At 54.7% G+C, this 20,650-nt stretch carries 17 protein-coding genes and 2 rRNA genes (1 of these 19 only partly in view); 15 read left to right on the top strand and 4 right to left on the bottom strand.

Annotated features, from left to right (window positions below; all coding sequences use genetic code 11):
• The 15 genes from ACQK2Q_RS08795 to ACQK2Q_RS08725 all read left to right on the top strand — a co-directional run.
• Positions 1-1,001: ribosomal RNA gene (locus tag ACQK2Q_RS08795) — 23S ribosomal RNA — on the top strand (it extends 1,801 nt beyond the left edge of the window).
• A 125-nt stretch (positions 1,002-1,126) separates the two neighbouring features.
• Positions 1,127-1,241 (top strand): 5S ribosomal RNA (gene rrf / locus ACQK2Q_RS08790).
• 166 nt (positions 1,242-1,407) lie between these two features.
• Positions 1,408-2,121, top strand: coding sequence for a class I SAM-dependent methyltransferase (locus ACQK2Q_RS08785; protein WP_425409371.1), 714 nt, complete (start codon positions 1,408-1,410; stop codon positions 2,119-2,121).
• Positions 2,122-2,474: 353 nt separating this feature from the next.
• Positions 2,475-2,711 (top strand): hypothetical protein, encoded by a 237-nt coding sequence (locus ACQK2Q_RS08780; protein WP_425409370.1) that lies wholly within the window; start codon positions 2,475-2,477, stop codon positions 2,709-2,711.
• A gap of 97 nt (positions 2,712-2,808) precedes the next feature.
• Complete coding sequence (locus tag ACQK2Q_RS08775) at positions 2,809-5,004, top strand: TonB-dependent receptor (RefSeq protein WP_425409369.1); 2,196 nt, start codon at positions 2,809-2,811, stop codon at positions 5,002-5,004.
• Between the two features lie 142 nt (positions 5,005-5,146).
• A complete protein-coding gene (locus ACQK2Q_RS08770; RefSeq protein WP_425409368.1) occupies positions 5,147-6,406 on the top strand; it encodes an aminotransferase class V-fold PLP-dependent enzyme in 1,260 nt (419 codons plus the stop codon).
• 24 nt (positions 6,407-6,430) lie between these two features.
• A complete protein-coding gene (locus tag ACQK2Q_RS08765) occupies positions 6,431-7,168 on the top strand; it encodes an ABC transporter ATP-binding protein (RefSeq protein ID WP_425409367.1) in 738 nt (245 codons plus the stop codon).
• On the top strand, positions 7,165-8,583 hold the full coding sequence (locus ACQK2Q_RS08760) for a DUF3526 domain-containing protein (protein WP_425409366.1): 1,419 nt from the start codon (positions 7,165-7,167) through the stop codon (positions 8,581-8,583). The genes ACQK2Q_RS08765 and ACQK2Q_RS08760 overlap by 4 nt, the downstream gene beginning before the upstream one ends.
• A complete protein-coding gene (locus ACQK2Q_RS08755) occupies positions 8,580-10,004 on the top strand; it encodes a DUF3526 domain-containing protein (RefSeq protein ID WP_425409365.1) in 1,425 nt (474 codons plus the stop codon). The genes ACQK2Q_RS08760 and ACQK2Q_RS08755 overlap by 4 nt, the downstream gene beginning before the upstream one ends.
• Before the next feature lie 173 nt (positions 10,005-10,177).
• Complete coding sequence (locus ACQK2Q_RS08750; RefSeq protein WP_425409364.1) at positions 10,178-11,623, top strand: serine hydrolase domain-containing protein; 1,446 nt, start codon at positions 10,178-10,180, stop codon at positions 11,621-11,623.
• A 142-nt stretch (positions 11,624-11,765) separates the two neighbouring features.
• Entirely contained in the window at positions 11,766-12,080 is a 315-nt protein-coding gene (locus tag ACQK2Q_RS08745) for a hypothetical protein (RefSeq protein WP_425409363.1), read from the top strand.
• Between the two features lie 232 nt (positions 12,081-12,312).
• Complete coding sequence (locus tag ACQK2Q_RS08740; protein ID WP_425409362.1) at positions 12,313-12,639, top strand: hypothetical protein; 327 nt, start codon at positions 12,313-12,315, stop codon at positions 12,637-12,639.
• Positions 12,640-12,895: 256 nt separating this feature from the next.
• Positions 12,896-13,333 (top strand): hypothetical protein, encoded by a 438-nt coding sequence (locus ACQK2Q_RS08735; RefSeq protein ID WP_425409361.1) that lies wholly within the window; start codon positions 12,896-12,898, stop codon positions 13,331-13,333.
• A gap of 395 nt (positions 13,334-13,728) precedes the next feature.
• Positions 13,729-14,916 carry a tyrosine-type recombinase/integrase gene (locus tag ACQK2Q_RS08730; protein WP_425409360.1) on the top strand — a complete coding sequence of 396 codons (1,188 nt, stop codon included), beginning with the start codon at positions 13,729-13,731 and terminating at the stop codon, positions 14,914-14,916.
• A 254-nt stretch (positions 14,917-15,170) separates the two neighbouring features.
• Positions 15,171-16,163, top strand: coding sequence for a zinc-dependent alcohol dehydrogenase family protein (locus tag ACQK2Q_RS08725; protein WP_425409359.1), 993 nt, complete (start codon positions 15,171-15,173; stop codon positions 16,161-16,163).
• 238 nt (positions 16,164-16,401) lie between these two features.
• Here ACQK2Q_RS08725 and ACQK2Q_RS08720 read toward each other — a convergent pair whose 3' ends face one another.
• From ACQK2Q_RS08720 to ACQK2Q_RS08705, 4 genes are read right to left on the bottom strand one after another with little or no spacing between them, the layout of a single operon-like run.
• On the bottom strand, positions 16,402-17,304 hold the full coding sequence (locus ACQK2Q_RS08720) for a hydroxymethylglutaryl-CoA lyase (protein WP_425409358.1): 903 nt from the start codon (positions 17,302-17,304) through the stop codon (positions 16,402-16,404).
• The gene (locus tag ACQK2Q_RS08715; RefSeq protein WP_425409357.1) at positions 17,301-19,319 is read right to left on the bottom strand and encodes an acetyl/propionyl/methylcrotonyl-CoA carboxylase subunit alpha; all 2,019 of its coding nucleotides are present in this window, start codon (positions 19,317-19,319) and stop codon (positions 17,301-17,303) included. The genes ACQK2Q_RS08720 and ACQK2Q_RS08715 overlap by 4 nt, the downstream gene beginning before the upstream one ends.
• 6 nt (positions 19,320-19,325) lie before the next feature.
• Positions 19,326-19,859, bottom strand: a complete 534-nt coding sequence (locus ACQK2Q_RS08710) for a GNAT family N-acetyltransferase (RefSeq protein ID WP_425409356.1) — start codon at positions 19,857-19,859, stop codon at positions 19,326-19,328.
• Positions 19,856-20,650 carry an enoyl-CoA hydratase/isomerase family protein gene (locus tag ACQK2Q_RS08705; protein ID WP_425409355.1) on the bottom strand — a complete coding sequence of 265 codons (795 nt, stop codon included), beginning with the start codon at positions 20,648-20,650 and terminating at the stop codon, positions 19,856-19,858. Before ACQK2Q_RS08705 ends, ACQK2Q_RS08710 begins: the two co-directional genes overlap by 4 nt.

Below are 20,650 nucleotides of genomic sequence, written 5' to 3'. Positions count from 1 at the left end.
AAGCCCCGGTAAACGGCGGCCGTAACTATAACGGTCCTAAGGTAGCGAAATTCCTTGTCGGGTAAGTTCCGACCTGCACGAATGGCGTAACGAATTCCACACTGTCTCCAATGCAGACTCAGCGAAACTGAATTCTCCGTGAAGATGCGGAGTACCCGCGGTTAGACGGAAAGACCCCGTGCACCTTTACTACAGCTTTACAGTGGCATTAGCGTCAACATGTGTAGGATAGGCGGGAGGCTTTGAAGCGGTTGCGCCAGCAGCCGTGGAGCCATTAGTGAAATACCGCCCTTGTTGTCGCTGATGTCTAACCGCGATCCGTGAACCCGGGTCCGGGACCCTGTATGGCGGGTAGTTTGACTGGGGCGGTCGCCTCCTAAATGGTAACGGAGGCGCGCGATAGGTGGGCTCAGACCGGTCGGAAATCGGTCGTCGAGTGCAATGGCATAAGCCCGCTAGACTGCGAGACTGACAAGTCGAGCAGAGACGAAAGTCGGCCATAGTGATCCGGTGGTTCTTCGTGTGAGGGCCATCGCTCAACGGATAAAAGGTACGCCGGGGATAACAGGCTGATGATGCCCAAGAGTCCATATCGACGGCATTGTTTGGCACCTCGATGTCGGCTCATCGCATCCTGGGGCTGGAGCAGGTCCCAAGGGTTTGGCTGTTCGCCAATTAAAGCGGTACGTGAGCTGGGTTTAGAACGTCGTGAGACAGTTCGGTCCCTATCTGCCGTGGGTGTAGGAATATTGAGAGGAGCTGTCCTTAGTACGAGAGGACCGGGATGGACACACCTCTGGTGGACCAGTCGTCATGCCAATGGCGCAGCTGGGTAGCTATGTGTTGAACGGATAACCGCTGAAGGCATCTAAGCGGGAAGCCGGCCTCAAAACAAATATTCCCTTGAGAGCCGTGGAAGACCACCACGTTGATAGGCCGGGTGTGGAAGCGCAGCAATGTGTGAAGCTTACCGGTACTAATTGCTCGATTGGCTTGATTGTCCTCATGCTGTCATCTTCGGATGATGGGCATGAACTTATAACTCATGCGCGGCGAACGGTTCGTTTAGCAACCGTTTCGACGCCGATTGCACATTGATTCTCGCATTTGAAATCGTTTTCGCCGGCCCGGTGGTTATAGCGGGGAGCCTCCACCCGATCCCATACCGAACTCGGTCGTTAAAGTCCCCAGCGCTGATGGTACTACGTCTCAAGGCGTGGGAGAGTAAGTCGCCGCCGGGCCTGCCAAGATGATTTCAAACCCTTCCCATTACGCAACCGCGTCCGAAATGAGCTTGGGCGCGGTTTTTTTGTGTCTGTTTTTCAACGCTTTGAGGCTTGGCGGCTGTAGGTTAAGATGACAGGCTACCCGTGCGAATCAATCGTTCGGGAATATTTGAGAGGGCGTATGCGGGGCGCGGCGCTGACATGGGTGCTGGCGGTTTTGGCCTTGGCGGCGAGCGGATGCTCGCGCGCGCCGGAAAATCGTTCAACCGAACCCGCGTCGTCCGAAGATGAGCCGCACGCGCAAGAAGAAATCAATCTCGATCTCTGGCTTGAGCGGTTGGAAGTCGGCAGCCGCGAGCTTTATTCGGCGCGTGAAAACGTCGTCGGCGCTATCGGCATTTCGGCGGGCGATACGGTCGCGGATATCGGCGCAGGCACCGGACTTTATTCGCTCCTTTTCGCGGAGGCCGTGGGTCCCGAGGGCCGCGTATTCGCGGAAGATATAGAACCGCTGTTTCTGGATCTCATCAACCGCCGCGCGGAAGATGCAGGGGTCAACAACATAACGGCGGTCTATGGCCGCGAGACTGACGTGACCTTGCCGGACCGCGTCGTGGATTTTGTATTCATCGCCGACACCTATCATTATTTTGACGATCGCGAGGCGGTGATGACGTCGATTCTTCGCGCGCTCAAACCCGGCGGTTCATTGATCATTGTTGATTATGACCTTGAGCCCGGCGCAGAAAAACCCTCTGAAAAATCCCATGTGCGCTTCGGCAAAGCCGGCGTTATATCTGAAATTGAGTTTGTCGGTTTTGAATTTGTTGAAGAACCGGATGTTGAGGGTCTTGAAGAAAATTACATGATCCGGTTTGAAAAACCTGCGTCCTAGATAATCATCAATGATGATGGCGTACCGGAGAGGGTGAAATCGGGAACTGGCAAGACCGGAGAAAAAGGACTCTGCGTCAGCGGGTTGCCAAACAAAATTTGTCGCCACCACAGAGTGCTAAAAACGCTATTGTCGCGGTCAGCGGGGCCAGAACGACTTAGGTCTGAGACAAGCCGTTCTGTTTTGTGATAGTATAACAAGACTTGGTTTGCTCTCATAACAATCGCGGGAATCAGGGCGACGCTATTTTAAGGCTGCCCTTTTTTGGTCCCGTGAGGGGCCGGATGTCGAAAACTTCAGGTCAGATGCTGAACAAACCTATGGCGCATATATGCGCCATTTTGGCGTTTGTGTTGGCGCAACTTATTTCAGTTGCGCATGCGGAAGCCGATCATAACGCGCATCAATCTACAAGTTCTTGTGCGATTTGTTGTGTAAACTTTTCAGACGATGATTTTGATGCGCCGACGCCAGCCGCCGCGATAGGGCCGGTTGTTAAAGTACTGCAAAAAGAGTTCGCTCCGGTTCCCCAAATCACCGTTATCCGCTTCCACTCAAATTTCATCGTCCGCGGACCGCCGCACAACTGACATGCTCAAGAGTTTGTTGCGGGGAAATGTGCGCCAAGGCGCGCGTAACTCTCAATACAGTTTGAAAAGTTAGTCAGCTATCGATGGAACAGAATTCATGTACAAGTGTGGACCGCAAAGCGCAGGATATGCGCTGATCATTGCCAGTGTCATGGCGGCGATGCCTACCCAGGCTCAAGAAACAGAAGATACAAACGAGAAAGACACGATTGTCGTCACGGCGACGCGAACGGAAAAACCGTTGCTGAAAACGCCGGCGGCGGTCACCGTTCAAAACCTCGATAATCTGCGTGAGCTTGGTTTCACATATGGCACAGATGAATTTCGCGGCGTGCCCGGTGTTTTCTTCCGGCGGGGCGAGGGCGACGGGGATGAATTTCCTTTTGTTACGATACGCGGCGTTACTGGAAATCACGGTAACGACACTTTCCTGGCGCTGATTGACGGCATTCCATTTGTCGGCCCGGATGAAGAAGTTCTTCTGACCGAAGTCCCTTACGGGTCCGTTGAAAATGTTGAGATCGTGCGCGGTCCAGTTTCGGCTCTGTATGGCCGCGGCGCCATCGCCGGCGCCGTTAACTACTTGACGCGCACGCCGACGAAAAATGGGGCGCGTCTCGAATTCACCGGCGGCAGCGATGACTATTACCGCGCCGCCGGCGGTGTCGAGGGTGTGTTCGGGGACCTTTCGGTGCTAGCAGATGGTTCATACGAAAAATACGATGGCTGGCGTGAAAATAGTGAACGCGAAACAGTTAATCTGTTTCTGAAAGGCGTATGGTCGCCAACCGATCAAACAGCGCTGACCGGTTATCTCAGCTATATCAATCGCGACGCCGAAGTCCCCAGCACAATTCCAACACTCAGCGATGGAACGATTGTCGATGTCGTCGGAGGAAGTGAAACCTTTTTAGGGCTGCCGCCAACAAACAACGATGTTGAAGGTTTTATCGGCGCCCTTCGCCTAAACCATGAGTTCGCCGATAATTTGGATATTCAGATCACCGGACACGCGCGCCAGTTCGATAGTGATGTGCGCCTCAACTTTTACGATGCATTCGGTTTTGATCCATCGCGAAACGTTATGGCGATTAACGGTTTTGCCTCTCAAACCGATTCAACGGTCTTTGTCGGCGAAGCGTTGATCAATTGGGAAACCGGACGGCACAACATTGTCGCAGGAATGTCGGCAGAGCGTGCAACGATGGAAGAAACCGACCGATGGACCGGCCAGTTTGGCTTTACGTTTGCCTGCGGTTTCGCCTTCTATCTTGTAGAGATCGATTATACGACCGGAGAAGTTCTTAATTCGGACCATCCGTGTTTCGTCAACGACCAGTTGCGCACTGCAGCGGATACGACAAATAAATTCTGGAGCGCATTCGTTCAGGACGAAATCGCGCTGTCCTCTAATCTCACCCTAACAGTAGGCGCCCGATACGATGCATTTGACCGCAAGGTTGAGTTCGATGTGCTTGGCACACTGCCGACCAATGATGTAGCAGAAGGTGATGAGGGCGCCTTCGCGCCGAAAGCGTCGCTTGCTTATGACTATGGTCCAGGCTTGCTCTATGCATCTTATGGTCGGGGTTTTAATTCGAACTTTGGGCCGGTCTTTCAATGGGATACATCGCAATATGAGCGCGTTGAACGCCCGACGACCATAGACAGCTTCGAAGTAGGCTGGAAAGGAACCGCCCTTGAAGGCCGTTTTGAGTGGGAAACGGCGCTCTTTTATTTGCAGCAGAAAAACCGGCGGATTTTTGTTTCAAACCCCGATCCGATGGGGCCGTCGACACTTGCGACTACCGGACAGAAATTTTCGAGCCGTGGTCTCGAAATGTCTTTGCGTGCATATCCGACCGACAAGACGAAGCTGACCGTTAACTACACCTATCTTGATCCGGAATGGGATGAACTTATTATCTCTTCTTTCGGCGGTGACGTAGACCTGTCGGGAACCGATCCAACCGGCGTTGCAGATCACATTGTTTATGTTGAGCTCAATCAGGATTTGACGGATTGGCTGTCCACGCGCGCAACTTACGAATATTACAGCGACTATCAGGTGACGCAGGCGAATAATGTTCAAGAGTCAGGCGCTTTTGATCTTGTGAACCTGAGCGCAACGGCGCGTTTGCCGGGGCGCGATGATTTTTCAGTCTCGTTATCCGTCCTCAACTTGTTCGATAACGAATATTTCTATTTTTTCGGTGGTCTGCGCGAGGCGGCCACCAACGTGACGCCCGGGCCGCCAAGACAATTCCGCGCGACCTTGCGGAAAACGTTTTAATGCAGCCCGGTTGTCAATCACTCTTTGTCAGCGCCGCGCCTTCTTCCCTGGCGCTGATAATCACCGCCCGGACGATATTAGGATCCCTTCCTGAATATTTGTTCGGGCGGTGTTCAGCTTCTTTGCGTACAAGAGACGCTCTATGCTGACCCGACGCCAAAGCCTTACAAGCGCGACGGCGGTCGCGCTCAGCGTCAACGCCGTTTCCATCGCATCGGCTGCCGCGCAAAACGTGCGCGGGCGCAGCGCAGACGATATCGCGAGAGACGAGATTTACTGGTCATCGATTGCGCGCGCCTACCGCCTTGACGGACGATGGATTATTCTCAACGGCGGCGGCAACAATCCGCATCCGACTTCTGTCGTTGAGGCGCTCAGCCGGTATGATGCGTTGTCTTCCAGCGCGCCTCGCCCACACAATTATGTTTTTCAGGCGCGTATCGATGACCATCGCGAGCGCCTGGCGCGCCTTATGAATTGCGCGCCGGAAGAAGTCGCGATCACGCGTAATACGACAGAAGGGCTGAACGTCGTCGGATGGGGCTTCGCCCTGAATGAAGGCGATGAAGTTCTCATGAGCGACGTCGATGAATTTTACGCGGGGAAAATATTCGAGCAGCGTGCGAAACGTCATGGCGTTGTCGTTCGACAGATTGAACTGCCGTTGGCGCCAACGGCCAGACAGATTGTTCAGCTCTTCGAAGACGCGATGACGCCAAGGACTAAACTTGTTGTCGCCAGTCATCTTGCGGACGGGTGGGGCTATGTGTTGCCGATACGGGAGCTTTCGGAACTCGCCCATAATAACGGTGCGCAGCTTCTTGCTGATGGCGCTTTAAGTTTCGGCCATATTCCCGTGAGTATGAAAGAGCTTGGTTGCGATTATTACGCAACATCCTTGCATAAATGGTTGAATGCGCCGCTTGGAACAGGCGCACTTTACGTGCGCCGTGATCGCCTCGAGTCGCTGTGGCCGATATACGGCACGAGGCGTGAAGCAGGAGACATTCGTAAGTTCGAGGACATAGGCACGCGCTGCGGGCCGACAATCGCCGCGATTGGGCAGGCGCTCGATTTCTATGAGCAACTTGGTCCGGAACGTAAAGCCGCCCGCGTTCGCTACCTGTTATCGCTCGTTATGAAAAGTCTCGATCGCATTAACGGCGTTCGCGTCATCACAGAACCTGATGAAAGAAAACGCACAGGCCTGGCGCGAATTGTAGTGGAGGGCATGTCAGGCCGGGACCTTACAACCATGCTGCGTGAGGAATTCGACATCTACACATACGGAAATTCGCCAGGCCCGAATGACGGCGTCTACATTTCGCCGAACGTTTTCAATTCAAGCAATCATATGAGTGCATTTTCCAATGCGATCAAAGAAATCGCGGCGCGGTCGTAGGCGCCGGGAACAAACGAGGAAACTATGCTGGAAGCAAAAAAGCTCACGAAAAAATTCGGCGGCCTGACGGCGCTCGATGCGCTTGATCTGAAGGTTGAAACCGGCGAGGTCGTCTGCTTGCTCGGCGCCAATGGCGCAGGCAAGACGACAACAATCAACCTCTTTCTCGGGTTTTTAGAGCCTTCGTCGGGAGCGGCGTATGTTAACGGGGTTAGTGTTCAACAAGCGCCGCTGGATTCAAAGAAACATCTAGCCTACATCCCTGAGCAGGTTGCGCTTTATCCGCAGCTTTCAGGCATAGAGAACCTTGACTATTTTCTTCGTTTGACGGGCATTCGCAAATCGCGGGCGCAACTCGCATCCATTTTGAAAGAAGCGGGTCTCGACGAGAAAGCTGCGCGCCGGCGCGCATCATCCTACTCGAAGGGCATGCGCCAGAAAGTCGGCATAGCCATCGCCCTGGCCAAAGATGCAAAGGCGCTCTTGCTTGACGAACCGCTGTCCGGTCTGGATCCATCCGCCGCTAATGCGCTGAGCCATTCTCTGCGCGCGTTGCGCGATGAAGGGCGCGCCATATTGATGGCGACCCATGACGTCTTTCGCGCCAAAGAGATCGGTACGCGCATTGGCATCATGAAAGCCGGCAAGCTGATCGATGCGTTTGATGCATCGACGCTGGACGCGGGCGAGATTGAGCGCATTTATCTTGCCCATATGCATGACGGCGCCGACAATCGTGAAAAAGCGGGGGCGGCGGCATGATCGGCGCTATCGTCAACAAGGAATTGAATACGTTTTTCCGCAGCGGCGTTTTTATCAGTCTGTCCATCGCCGTAATCGCACTCTTAGCGAGCGCAGCGGCGTTGTCGGCTCAACGGATCGCCACTTTTGAACGGGAGCGCATGGCCGCCGAGTCGACGGATCGGGAAGTCTGGGATAACCAAGGCGAGCGCAATCCCCACTCTGCGGCGCATTTTTCAAGATACGCATTCAAGCCGGTGTCTGCATTGGTTGCATTCGATCCGGGCGTCACGGATTACGCTGGCCTTGCGGTTTGGATGGAGGCGCATTCGCAAAACCCGGCCGTCTTTCGCCGGGCTGAGGATTTGGGCGATGCAGGCCGGATCGCCGATCTCTCGCCCGCCTGGGTGCTCCAGTATATCACGCCGCTGTTTTTATTTCTTATCCTGTTCGGCGCCGTCGCCGGCGAACGCGAGCAGGGCACGCTGCGCCAGATGGCTGCATCGGGCGTCACTGCGCGGGCGTTATTATTCGGAAAACTGACAAGCGCGGGGGCGGCGATCGCCGCCATCATCATTCCAGCGCTGCTTCTCTCCTTGTGGGCCGCGGCCTCCGCGAGCGACAATACCGCGCTGCCCGATACGTTGGCGCGCATGATCGGATTATTCGCCGCGTACGCCGTCTATTTCGTAGCGCTTGCCGGTATTGCAATCGGCGTGTCGGCGTTATGCCGCGAAAAGCGCGCCGCTTTACTGGCGCTGGTCGGGCTGTGGGCGCTTAGCCTTGTTCTCGCGCCGCGTCTGGCCGCCGGCGTTGCGACGATTGCCTATCCCGAAGCGAACCCTGCGCAGCTGTCGCGGGATTTAAGCGCTGCGTCAAACGCGTTCTATCAAGACGACGAGTACCGTGAACAGATCGAGAAGGCTATTCTTGAGGAGTATAATGTTGATAGTGTTGAGGACTTGCCTGTTGAGTATGGCGCCTACACGTTGCAAAAAAGCGAAGAACACGCGCATCCGTTGTTCGAGGCGTTCTACGCAGGGATCAACGACAATCACCGCAATCAGGAAAAAGTCCTTCACGCGTTCTCAATTTTTTCTCCTGTACTAGCGCTTGAAAATCTTTCTGCAGGACTGTCCGGTTCAGACCGCCATCATCAAATCGCATTTGCAAAAGCCGCCGAGATGCACCGGCGCATCATCGTTAAACAACTTAACGACGATTACATGTTCAACGCGGGCGATGCTGGATACGGTTATTCGGCAGGCGAGGCTCTTTGGAGCGATGTTCCGGATTTTGAATTTGTTGCGCCGCGTTTTGCGTCGCTTACCACCAATTACCTATTCAGCGTAGTCGTTCTTGCCGGCTATGCATTATTTGGCGTTGGTTTTGCGGCCGCCATGTTGCGGCGCGCGCAAGGAAAGGTTGCAGCATGACAACCATATCGACAGCATTTTCGCTCGAAAGACGTATTTTTCTTTTTGCCGTGCCCGGTTTCGGCATCGCGCTTCTTATTGCAGCGATCGCTTTGGTCGCAGCTTTTGTCGGCCGATCTCATGTCGAGCGCGTCGCTGAAGCGCAAGCGGTCTTCAACGAGGAGAGAACTACGACGCTAAACGAATGGCGCGAAAGCCTCAAACAGATTGAAGAGACTGGCGAGGCGCCGTCTCCTTATGTTGCAAGACCGATGGATATTCGCATGCCTGCAATATTGCCGCCTGCGCCGCTCGGCGATTTCGCGATCGGATCGAATGACCTTCATCCGACGACGACGTTGATTACAGGCTGGTCCAACCCTGCCGATCTCTTCAATGCGTATGAATTCGCCAACCCGACCATATTGTCCGCTGGCGGGTTCGATCTCACTTTTCTGGTTGTTGTTTTGATGCCGCTTATCATGATCGCGGCGTCATTTGATGTTTTGTCAGGGGATCGAGAACGCGGTCGGGCGCGGATCGTCGCAGCGCAGGCCGGGCATGTCGGCGCCTCCGCCTGGCGCCGGCTCGCTATGCGAAACCTGTTCGTTTGGTGCGTGTTTTCAGTGGCGGCATGGGCGATCGCGCTGGCGCCGCCAGCAGCGACGCCGCTCGCCGACCGGCTCGGCGATTTCCTCGCATGGCTGGGCGCCGCGCTCGCCTATGGCCTTTTCTGGTTTGCCGCTATCGCCTTCGCAAGCGCTTTCCTGAAGCGCAGCGAAACCGTCGCGGCTGCGCTGTTCTCGGCCTGGGCGATTTTTGTGTTTGCAGCGCCGGCTATCGGCGGCGCGCTTGCGGAAGCGGCGTATCCTCCGCCGTCTCGGCTCGCATTTTTATCTGAAATGCGGAAGGGCGAAGTTCGCGCGGTCCGTGAGACGGCGGAACTCACCGCCGGGTTCCTGGCCGATCATCCCGAAATGACGGTGAGCGACGACGGCGTTCCTGGCTATTACCAGTCGAATTTCCTTGCGAATGTAGAAGCGGCGAAGCGCACGACGCCGGTTTTGGACGCATTTAACGACTCTCGCGCCAGCCGCAGCGGTTTGGTTGAGAAACTACAGTATCTCTCTCCAGCGATGATCGCGGACAACGCATTGAAAACGATCGCTGGCGGTGATGTTGAACGCAATATGTCCTATCAGCGTCAGGCGCGCGCCGCACTTGCTGATCTGACGGAACGCATTGGTCCGGCGGTCGTGGCGAAAAGACGCATTTCCCTGGCGGAGTTCGACGCCATACCGCCATTCGATTTCCAGGACCGAACCTTGTTGCAGAAATTCCGCGCCATCGCGCCGCCGATCGGATTTCTTCTTGCCGTCGCCGCAGCGCTGCTGTTTGCCGCGAGACGGCGGATGAGCGCTGCACTCGAAAAACTATTGTGATCCCGCGCTATGTGTGTTCCGTATAAGGAGCGAATGGAAATTTCTGGTTTGCGCGGCGATGGACTTCTGTTCGTGCAGCTTGCCGCAATTTTGTTCGGCGCCGACAGCCGCGCCGACGCTCGCTGATGTGACTGTGATGGAAACTCGGCGCTCCTGTAAATGAGGCGATTGATATGATTAGCAAACTCCCAACCATTCCCGGCTTAATCATTACGCTTCTTGCTGTCTTAGTCGGTTTCGCAAAAGCGGAAGAGCCGGTCGCCCGAGAAGACACTGATGGCCGCGTGGAGGCGCACATAGCGCTGGCGACCGCCTGGGCTGAACAATATCTTATCCGTCATGATATTCCGGGCGCAGCTATTGCATTTGTTCAGGACGACAAAACTTATATCAAGCAAGGTCTTGGAAAAAAGAATGAGCGCGGAGAAAAGGTCGATGAAAATACGCTGTTTCGGCTTTGCTCTTTGGCGAAACCCTTTACGGCGATCAGCTTGGCGGCTGAGGAGGAGCGTGGAGGACTTTCCTTCGATGACAAGATTACAGACTATGTGGGAAATTTTCCGACCGATGCGGCAGAAGCGCCTGAATTGCGGGCGCTCTTGCTTCATGTCGGCGGCGCGCCGGCGGAAGCGCCGTTCCCTTACTTTGTAGAATTAAAATTTCCGACGCGAGCGGAGATTTTAAGCAGCCTTCCCACAATAGAATTCAAACACGCCCCATATGAACATTATGAATATTCAAATGTCGGCTTTGTTCTGGCCGCCGAAGCGATTCAACAGGTCAGCGGAAAAAGCTGGGGCGCGTACATGAATGAAAACGTTTTCACATCCATCGGCATGAATGACGCGATCCCGGATCTTAACCTGCCGCAGACGCCTTCGAACTATTCTGACGGCTTTACTATTGTCCTTGACGAAAAGCGGCGTACATTTTCTCCCTATCAGACAAATGGATTATCGCCTGCCGCGGGAATCCTTGCGTCGATTTCCGATATGGACGCATTTATGCGCTGGCATTTTCGTGTTCTTGACGGAAAAGACAATGATCTGATCACCGCCGCCGGCCTGCGTAAACTATTGCGGGTAGGCTGGGCGCAACCGGATGGCCGGGGCGCGAGGCGCGGTCTCGGTTACGGCTTCTACGAAAGTGACAATACGACTTTTGTCGGGCATGGCGGATACTGTTCTGGCTATCGGTCCGTTATGGCCCTAAATCTGGCGAGTCGCGCGGGCGTCACGGCGCTGATCAATGTCAATGACGCCAGTCCGTACGATCTTGCATTCGGGGTCCTGCAGATCATGAGCGCAGCGTTGTCCGAACGCCATTCGGCGGCGGAGCGCGAAAGCAATTCCGATCTTGATCAATTTGCCGGCGTTTATGACCGATGGGGAATGCCGGAACGGGTGAAAATTGTCAGCGACGGATCGCGATTGATTGTCATGAACCTTTTTACTGATAGTCCCTGGCGTTCTCTGAAATCCTATATTCCAATTGGCGGCGGCCGGTTTCAAAATGAAAGCGATCCGACCGAAATTGTGGAATTCGAAGCCCCGTCAGACGGGCGAGCCATGCGGTTCTGGCAATATCCGCGATTTCACTACCTCACACGGATGGACTGACACGTCTTAAACTCACGGCGGGCTTGATCGGGTTGCCGGAGATGAGCCTCAGCGGCCGACAAGATTCGAATTGTCAATGCTTTTCGTTTCCATGCGGCGCTGTTTATGATAAAATTCGCATATGACTGCATGGCGACGACGAATGTCTGGCAATACGCCTCTATTGAAGCAAACGTTTTGGCTGCTTGCTTTTGTCGCCGCGACTATCATGCTCGCCGCCGCCGCTCATGCGGCCTCCCATGATCACCATAAACTCGACATCGAAGCCGAGTGTGTTGTTTGCGCTGTAGCGCTGCAAAACACCGCCAAGCTTTCTCCTGGTGCGCCGCCAGAAATTGAGCCGGAAACGTCCTTAGTAGGCGTCCAGTGGTTTGATGACTTGCGCGCAATTGGCGGATCAAATTTTGTACTCAACTCTGCTCGCGGCCCACCGCTTCTCACCATTCATTCCGAATAGGACATGGCGCCGTAATGGCGTGAATGAATAGGAGAGAGTGATGGGACTCCCCACCGAGGCTCCGGCAAAAGCCGTTGGGCGTGAAAAGTACATAAATCTGCGTGATGATCCGATATATAGAACGCTTAAAAGAAATGAGCGGCTTGTTTATGAAGCTCTAAGCAGATCACAAGCGCCTTTAAAAGCATATGACCTCCTCGAAGAGCTTCAGGATGAAGGCTTGCGCGCCCCAATGACGATATACAGAGCGCTGGAAGCACTAATTACGAAAGGTTATGTCAAGAAGATTGCAAGTCTGAATGCGTTCGCCGCTATTTCACCCGGGTGCGAATCCGGGGCAAGAGCCTTTCTGATTTGCCGGAATTGCATGCGGGCTAAAGAAGTTATGCTTGATGAAGCGCGTATCGCTGATCTGTTTTCGCCGCTGGAGGTCACCGCGGATAATTTGACAATCGAAGTCTTTGGCGAATGTCACCAGGTCTGCGGCGAGCGTAAAAACAATGTTGACTATACGGATGAAGTAAAAGTTTTTTCGGCGCTCGAACGGCAAACCGCCTGAGGCCGCGAAATTATACCGCGTCTTCAGCCGTGTCGTGCGTGTTGGCGTATTTCGGAGGGCGTTCACGGCGCGCGCCGCGCATAACCGTGCGATCGGCTTGTTGCGCGTCTCGCGCAGAACGAATTGTCGCGATTCATGCGACACGAGCCTCCTGAACTTCCGGGATCGGAGCGCAGGAGAGACAAAGTTGGGAACGAAACGATGCAAAATGCGTTTTCTTCAGTGAGACGTTCAAGCAGCAAAGAAGAAAAAGTCTATGGTACGCTATGTTTCCGCACTCATTGCGCTGATGGTTTTCATCGCTCCGGCAAACGCTCAAAATTCGGATGCTGAGCAAGCGCTCGTAAACGCATTCAAGGCCGAGCATCAGGCCTGGCGCTCTGATGTCAATCGGTGGGAAAATGAACACGAAGCGGCGCTTCGCATTCTCGAAGAAGCGTTAGCCCGCTTTGAGGAAGAAACCGCGCTGGCCCGGCACAGCGAAAGAATCCGTGAACACGGAACCGCTTTGGACGGGACCGGTCTTGGAGAGCTTGCAGGTCATCACGCACACACGCGATCCCAGCATGAAGAGATGCGAGAGGCGCATCATCACTTGATGGACGCTATTGCCAAAGTGGCCAAGGCGGTTGACGAGAATTTAGGCGCGATTGGCGATAAGGCGCCGCAAACGAACAAAACGGAAAACGACTGACCGTCGCACCTCGCTTGAAAAGAGGTTCGCAGGACGGAACTTGATACCTTCAATGGCGTCCCCGGCAGGATTCGAACCTGCGGCCCCCAGATTAGGAATCCCTAGGATCGGCTTGCTCGCAAACTCATTTGACGTCTACGGAATCCAATTATACCATTAATATCAAATAGTTGCGACGCACATCAATACGCGCGTTTTCTACCGTGTTCCTGCGCCTTCACGCGTCACACGGTTCGGAAAACGGTTCGCAAACTGGATTTTACACGGTTCGCAGAACCAGAGATTGAAAATCTCTTCGTCGAAGGTTCGAGAACAGTTTGCAGCAAATAGGAAGCTTTGAGACAGAGATTATGTCTTCATCCTCAGGCCTAAAACCTACACGTCTCACGGAATCATTGATCCGGTCGCTCGAACCCGCCGACAGACCCTACGCGGTGCGGGATACGGCGGTAAAAGGGCTCATGGTGGCCGTGAATAAGCGCAGCAAATCCTTCAAGGTGCAGCGGGACCTATGGACAGGCGAACATGGGCGGCGCCGGCTCGTCAAAACTGTCCGGCGCACATTGGGCACGGTCGAGGAATTGAGCGTTAAAGATGCGAGGCGAGAGGCAATGCGGCTTATCGCATCAATTCAGGACGGGGTGGATCCAAATCAGGGCGAAGGAGGGCCAAGCGCAGAAACCTGGACCCTGGATCACATGTATGACGAGTATGCAGCGGACATGCGCGCCCGCGACTGCTCAGAGGAAAACATCAAAGGCATATTCGACAGGAAAGAACGTCACCTTAAGGATTGGAAAAGCCTTTTAATCTCTGACATCAAGCGCAGCATGTGTCGCGAGAAACATAAGAAGATCACCGTTCAGAACGGGAAAGTCTGCGCGAATATGACCTTCCGTGAATTTCGGGCAGCCTACAATATCGCCTTAAAAGTCGCCGATGATCCCGATGCGTTGCCGGATAACCCGGTAAAGGCCGTCACCTTCAACAAGGAACGCGGTTCTGATCGCGTGATCATGCCCGACGATCTACCTCATTGGTGGGCGCGGGTTAACGCGCTGCGTAATCCTCTGCGGCGGGCGATGCATGAATTTGGAATCTTTTCGGGGCTGCGCCCACGCTATCTTGTTGCAATTGAGCGTGACTGGATATCATTGGGCGAAAAAGCGATCGTCATTCCTAAAATGAAGGCCGATCGGTCTTTCGCGCTGCCTTTGTCAGACCACATGGTCAGTATTGTGAAAAGTGCTCTCGAAGTCTCAAATTTGATGTATCCGGGCGCCCGTTGGTTGTTCCCGTCGCGCAGCAACAAGACCGGAGAGCTCATTGCCACGCAAGTCTGGAAAGAACGAACGTTGCCTAGCGAGACAGGGCATATTCTTCGCCACACGCATCGAACCGTTGCTCAAAGGCTGAAAATCGACTCCATCAATCGGAAGCTTCTTCTTGATCAAACGGTTCCGGGAATCGATGGCGTCTATGTTCATGAAAGAGCGTTGTTCGATCGGCTTTTGGAAGACCAAGAGCTTGTATCAGGAGAATTGTTCAGACTGATGAGGAGGAAAATGTCAGGATGCGAGTAATTCTGAAACTTTTTGCGTGCATAAGTGCATAATAATGAGGATTTGTGGAAGCGTGATCGTATTTATGAACTCATCTTCACTAATGAATATGACACATGAAGAAGATCGATTGTTTAACGGAGTGCGCTGAACTGCCATAAAGTGTTCGTTTATAATCTATCTTTCTCTCTTAAAGCCATCCCATCACTTTATTACTCAACATGTTTAATGATCCTATACAACAGAGTCCAACACTAAAGTGAGAGACATGTGATATGTCTATGTTGAGTATCTCTCCACATAGTCGGCGCTCTCTAGTCTACCAAAGCTTTGGTTCACCCTTGTCCACGCTAGAGCTTGTGGAAAATGAAGTTTCAGATTTGCCATGCGGTAGCCTCCGAGTCGCAATGTCACTTGCGCCTGTAAACCCGTCGGATCTTATTCCAATCACGGGAGCCTATGCCCATCGTATCGTGCTTCCTGCCATCGCAGGCTACGAGGGAGTTGGCCGCGTGATTGAAGCATCTCCTGAACTGTTTTCATGGGTGGGAAAGCGGGTGCTTCCGCTTCGCGGTGAGGGCACATGGCAGACGCTTGTAGATTGCCCCGCTATCCACGCCATCGAGGTTCCTGATTCCATTCCTGACCTCGTCGCAGCGCGAGCTTATATAAATCCGCTTGCGGCAATAACTATGCTTAGGCTCTGGCCCGTTCGCGGCAAAACCGTCCTATTGACCGGGGCGGGATCAAGCTGTGCAAATTATCTCGGGCGTTGGGCTATCCAGCAAAACGCGAGGCGCGTAGTTGGCCTGTATCGCTCTGAGACTCGCATTCCACACATACGTGCCTTGGGAATCGAGCCGGTATCAATGTGGGATTTCTCACAAATTTCAGAAGTGGCAGCTCAGGCAAATGTGACATTTGATGCACTCGGTGGCCAGTTGGGGTCTAGGGTTCTGAAATTAATGGCTGCTGGATCGCAGTTCGTCGGATACGGATTGTTGTCAGGTCAGTCTATAGTGCTACGGCAAAGACCTCTGGCGAAGTACCAGCGGTTTCATTTACGTGATCATCTCCCATCAGAGGCTGTGCGAACGATGTCTGATGCTTTCGTCGGCATCTGGCCCTTGCTGGCTGAGGCGACGATGCCGGAAGCTCGAATATTCCCCATCGGAGATTGGCGAAATGCGATCTACGAATCTAGCCTCCCAGGGGGCAATAAACCGATACTAGACTTATCTGAACAAGCCTTAGCCGGATTGCGTTGATATTAGTTCCATCGCTTGTTTTCCAAATCTTTATATGTACAGGTCAATTTCTGTGATTGTATAGCGTCGACATTTGTTACTGTAGAGGGATATGCATTGGACTTATATTGTGTACTAATAAATATATAACATTGATCGCTAAAGGATCTCTTTTTTATTTTATTATGACAATCTCGAAATTCGGCATTTTCTTAAGTACATCTTCGAATTGAAGAAACAAAGCTCCAAGTGATAGTCTTCAGTTGAGACGAACGTTTTGAGAGCTGAAAGCTGATTTTGAGTCTGGAAGACGGCCGAGTTGTTCCGAAATCCAGACGCTGGTCTCGATCAACGCATCGAGATCGGCGCTGGTGTCAAATCCGGACTGGTGCAGCGAATAGATAACGTCTTCAGTGGCGACGTTGCCGCTTGCGCCTTTCGCATAAGGGCATCCCCCAAGGCCGGAAACGGATGAGTCGAAAGTCGTAACGCCTTCTTCTATCGCCGCCCAGATATTCGCAAGCGCCTGGCCGTAAGTGTCGTGGAAATGACCGGCGAGCGCATCGACGGGAATTTCACTCGCGACAGCGCGGATCATCGCCTGCGTTTCCTTCGGCGTTCCGACGCCGATCGTGTCGCCGAGAGAAATCTCATAACAGCCCATGTCGTAAAGCGCCTTCGAGACGCGCACGACATTGTCGAGCGGGACTTTTCCCTCGTAAGGACAGCCGAGCACACAGGAGACATAACCTCGTGCGCGAACGCCGTCTGCTTTCGCCGCCTCGACGACGGGGCGGAAGCGTTCAAGGCTTTCCTCGATAGAACAGTTGATGTTTTTCTGGGAAAAACTTTCGGATGCGGCGCCGAAAACAGCAATGGTATCGGTCTCAGCGGCGCGCGCGCCTTCGTAACCTTTCATATTCGGCGTCAGCACAGGATAGGAAACGCCGGCTTTGCGTTTGATCTGCGCCATCACCTCGTCGGACGCCGCCATTTGCGGCACCCATTTCGGCGACACGAACGCGCCGCCCTCGACGGTTTTCAGCCCCGCATCCGCCAGCCGCTCGATCAGCGCGACCTTTGTGGCGACATCGATGACCTGCTTTTCGTTCTGCAGCCCGTCGCGCGGCCCGACCTCGACGATGTTGATGTGTTGGCTCACGCGCTTTCCTCAAACTCCACCAGCAGATCTCCGTCCTTCACCTGGTCACCGGGCTTGAACTTGTAGGCTTTGACGGTCCCGTTGAAGGGCGCCTTGATCGCGTGCTCCATTTTCATCGCTTCCATGACGAGCAGCGGCTTACCTGCTTCAACCGCATCACCCGGCTTTGCGGACAGCATGGTGACGACGCCGGGCATCGGCGCCGTGAGCGAGCCTTCGCTTGAATGATGGGCGGAAATCCCAGCGAGAGGATTGGGGAAAGAGACATCCCAATGGTCCGCACCGATCCAGACGCGCAACGCCTCCCCATGGGGCGCGGCGAATGCAGTGAATGCGTCATTACCGGCTGTGCAGCGGATCTCTCCTTGGCTGTTACAAACGCCGGAGAACTCAAACTGGATCGCTGGCGCGGGCTCGCGGCTCTCTCGGCGGGCGGCGGCGGAAGCATCGGGCTCCAATGTCGCCAGAAAACCGTCACCCGATCGGTTGAGCCGCAGCAGGGCGGGGCGCCCGTCATATTCGATCCACATCACTTCGTGACGGGGGCGGTTGAGTCGGAAACCCGAAAATGCGCTCCACGAGTCTGAGCTAGCCTGCGCACGCTTCCATAACGCCGCGACGGCCCACACCCGCGCATCCGGCGCCGTTTCCTTGAACAGCGCATCATGATAATCGTCGATGAAACGGGTCGAGACATCGCCGCTGATGAAATCGGGTTCTGCGGCAAGCGCGTGCAGGAACGCCGCATTGGTTTCAAGGCCGGCGACGCGCGTGTCTTCAAGGGCGGCGCGCATCGCGCCGAGCGCTTCCTCGCGTGTGGCGCCATGGGTGATGATCTTGGCGATCATCGGGTCGTAGTAAGGCGTGATCGCCTGGTTCTCTTCGACGCCGGAATCAATGCGCGCCGTTTCGGCGGGCAAGCGCAATGTCGTCAACGTTCCGATGGACGGCGCGAAATTCTGCTTCGGGTTTTCGGCGTAAAGCCGCGCCTCGAAAGCGTGGCCGTTTTCTTTGATGTCATCCTGCGACAGCGGCAGGCCTTCGCCGGCTGCGATGCGCAATTGCCATTCAACGAAGTCGAGCCCGGTGATCATCTCAGAAACAGGGTGTTCCACCTGAAGGCGCGTGTTCATCTCCATGAAATAAACGCCGCCGCCTGCCCCGGACCCCGATCCGGGGTCATAGAGAAATTCAACTGTGCCCGCGCCGCGATAATCGACAGCTTTCCCTGCATCGACACCCGCCTGCAGAAGTTTTTCGCGAACCTTTGGCGGCATCCTGGGCGCCGGCGCTTCCTCGATTACTTTCTGGTGGCGTCGTTGAACGGAACAATCGCGCTCGAACATATGGACGACATTGCCCTTGCCGTCGCCGAAGATCTGGACCTCTACATGGCGGGCGCGGGCGATGTATTTCTCGATCAGAAAACGGTCGTCGTCGAAGGCGGACTTCGCCTCACGCTGGGCCGACTTCAGCGCGTCTTCAAGGTCCGCTTCCTTTTCGACCATGCGCATGCCTTTGCCGCCGCCGCCGGCAGTGGCTTTGAGCAAGACGGGATAGCCGATGCGCTTGGCTTCCTTCTTGAAGGTTTTGACCGACTGGTCTTCGCCCTGGTAACCGGGCGTTGTCGGAACCTTGGCGGCTTCCATCAAATCTTTCGCCGCGGACTTCGATCCCATGGCGCGTATTGTTTTTGCGGTTGGTCCTATAAAAACGATGCCAGCCTTTTCCAGCGCTTCGGCGAACTCCGCATTCTCGGAAAGAAAACCGTAACCGGGATGCACGGCTTCCGCGCTCGTCTTTTTGCAGGCGTCGATGATTTTTTCAGCGCGAAGATAGCTTTCCGCCGCCGGCGAAGCGCCGATATGCATAGCTTCGTCACAGGCCCTTACATGAGGCGCGTTTGCATCGGCGTCAGAATAAACAGCAACTGTGGCGACGCCCATGCGCCGCGCCGTTACAGCGACGCGAATGGCGATTTCTCCGCGATTGGCTATGAGTATTTTCTTGAACATGTCCCCTCAGGATACGATGTCGAACGCAGGGTGATAATGAATGACGCGAATATCTTCCGCATCTGATTCGTCAGAAAGGCCGGGGTCGCCGATGATAATCCGGAAGGCGTCTCCCGCATCGAAACCGGCCCATGTCATCTTCTTTTCCGCCGCCGGTTCAAACCCGAAACGGGCGTAATAGTCGGGATCGCCCAGCACCGCGATAAGCCGCGCCTTATTCTCTCTGCAGACTTTCAACCCTTCTTCGACCAGCGCAGCGCCCACGCCTTGGCGTTGGTGATCGGGGGCTACGGCGAGGGGGCCAAGGCCGAGAAGCAAACCGTCCAGTGAAGGTTTGCAGGTGATGGGGCTGAACGCGCAATAGCCGATGACCGCGCCGCCCACTTCAGCAAGGCGTTCAAACTTGACGGCGTTTTGCGTCCACAGTTGTTTGACGAGTTCGGCCTCATCTTTTTGTCCGAAAGCCGCCGTCAGGACTGCGGCGATTTCCTCGCGATCTTCTTTCCTGACTTTGCGGATGACATGGCCAAGCTTGTTCATTTCTTCACGGGCCAGTCCGGTTTGCGCTTTTCCAGAAACGCCGTCACGCCTTCCTTGCCTTCGGCGCTGGCGCGCATGCGCGCGATGCGGCCGGCTGTATCGTCGAGAATTTTTTCGTTGATCGGCCTGTTTGCGACGGCGCGGATCAATTCCTTAGCTTCATGCATGGCGGATGGGCCGCATGACAAAAGATCTGTAATCACGCCTTCAAGCGCTGCGTCGAGGCCGCTTGCGTTCTCGACGATGTGGAGAAGGCCGATATCTTTCGCGGTCTTTGCGTCGAACCGTTCGCCAGTGATGAAATAGCGGCGCGCCTGGCGTGCGCCGATGGCGTCGATAACGAACGGCGAAATCACGGCTGGGATGAGGCCGAGGCGCACTTCGGATAAAGCGAAGAAAGCGTCATCAGCGCCGATTGCGATGTCACAGGCTGCGATGAGGCCAAGCCCGCCGCCCATGGCGGGGCCATTGACGAGCGCAATGGTCGGCTTTGGCGAGGAATAGATCGAATTCAGCATGTGGGCGAGGCGGCGCGCATCGTCCTTGTTCTCTGCGGCGGAAAAAGCAGCGACCTTTTTCATCATGTTGAGATCGGCGCCTGCGGAAAAAGCTTTGCCTGCGCCGGTTAAAACAATGATGCGGACATTAGGGTCGGAATGAAACCGTCCGATCGCTTCGCAGATCTCACCGATCAGCTGTTCGTTGAACGCATTGCGCAGGTCCGGCCGGTTCATGGTCAGGCGCGCGACGCCGCGACTGTCGATGGTGGTGATGAGAACCTGTTCAGTCAT

It is taken from the genome of Hyphococcus sp., from assembly GCF_965228385.1.
Lineage (GTDB): Bacteria > Pseudomonadota > Alphaproteobacteria > Caulobacterales > Parvularculaceae > Hyphococcus.
This window is presented reverse-complemented; position numbering and strand designations above follow the sequence as displayed.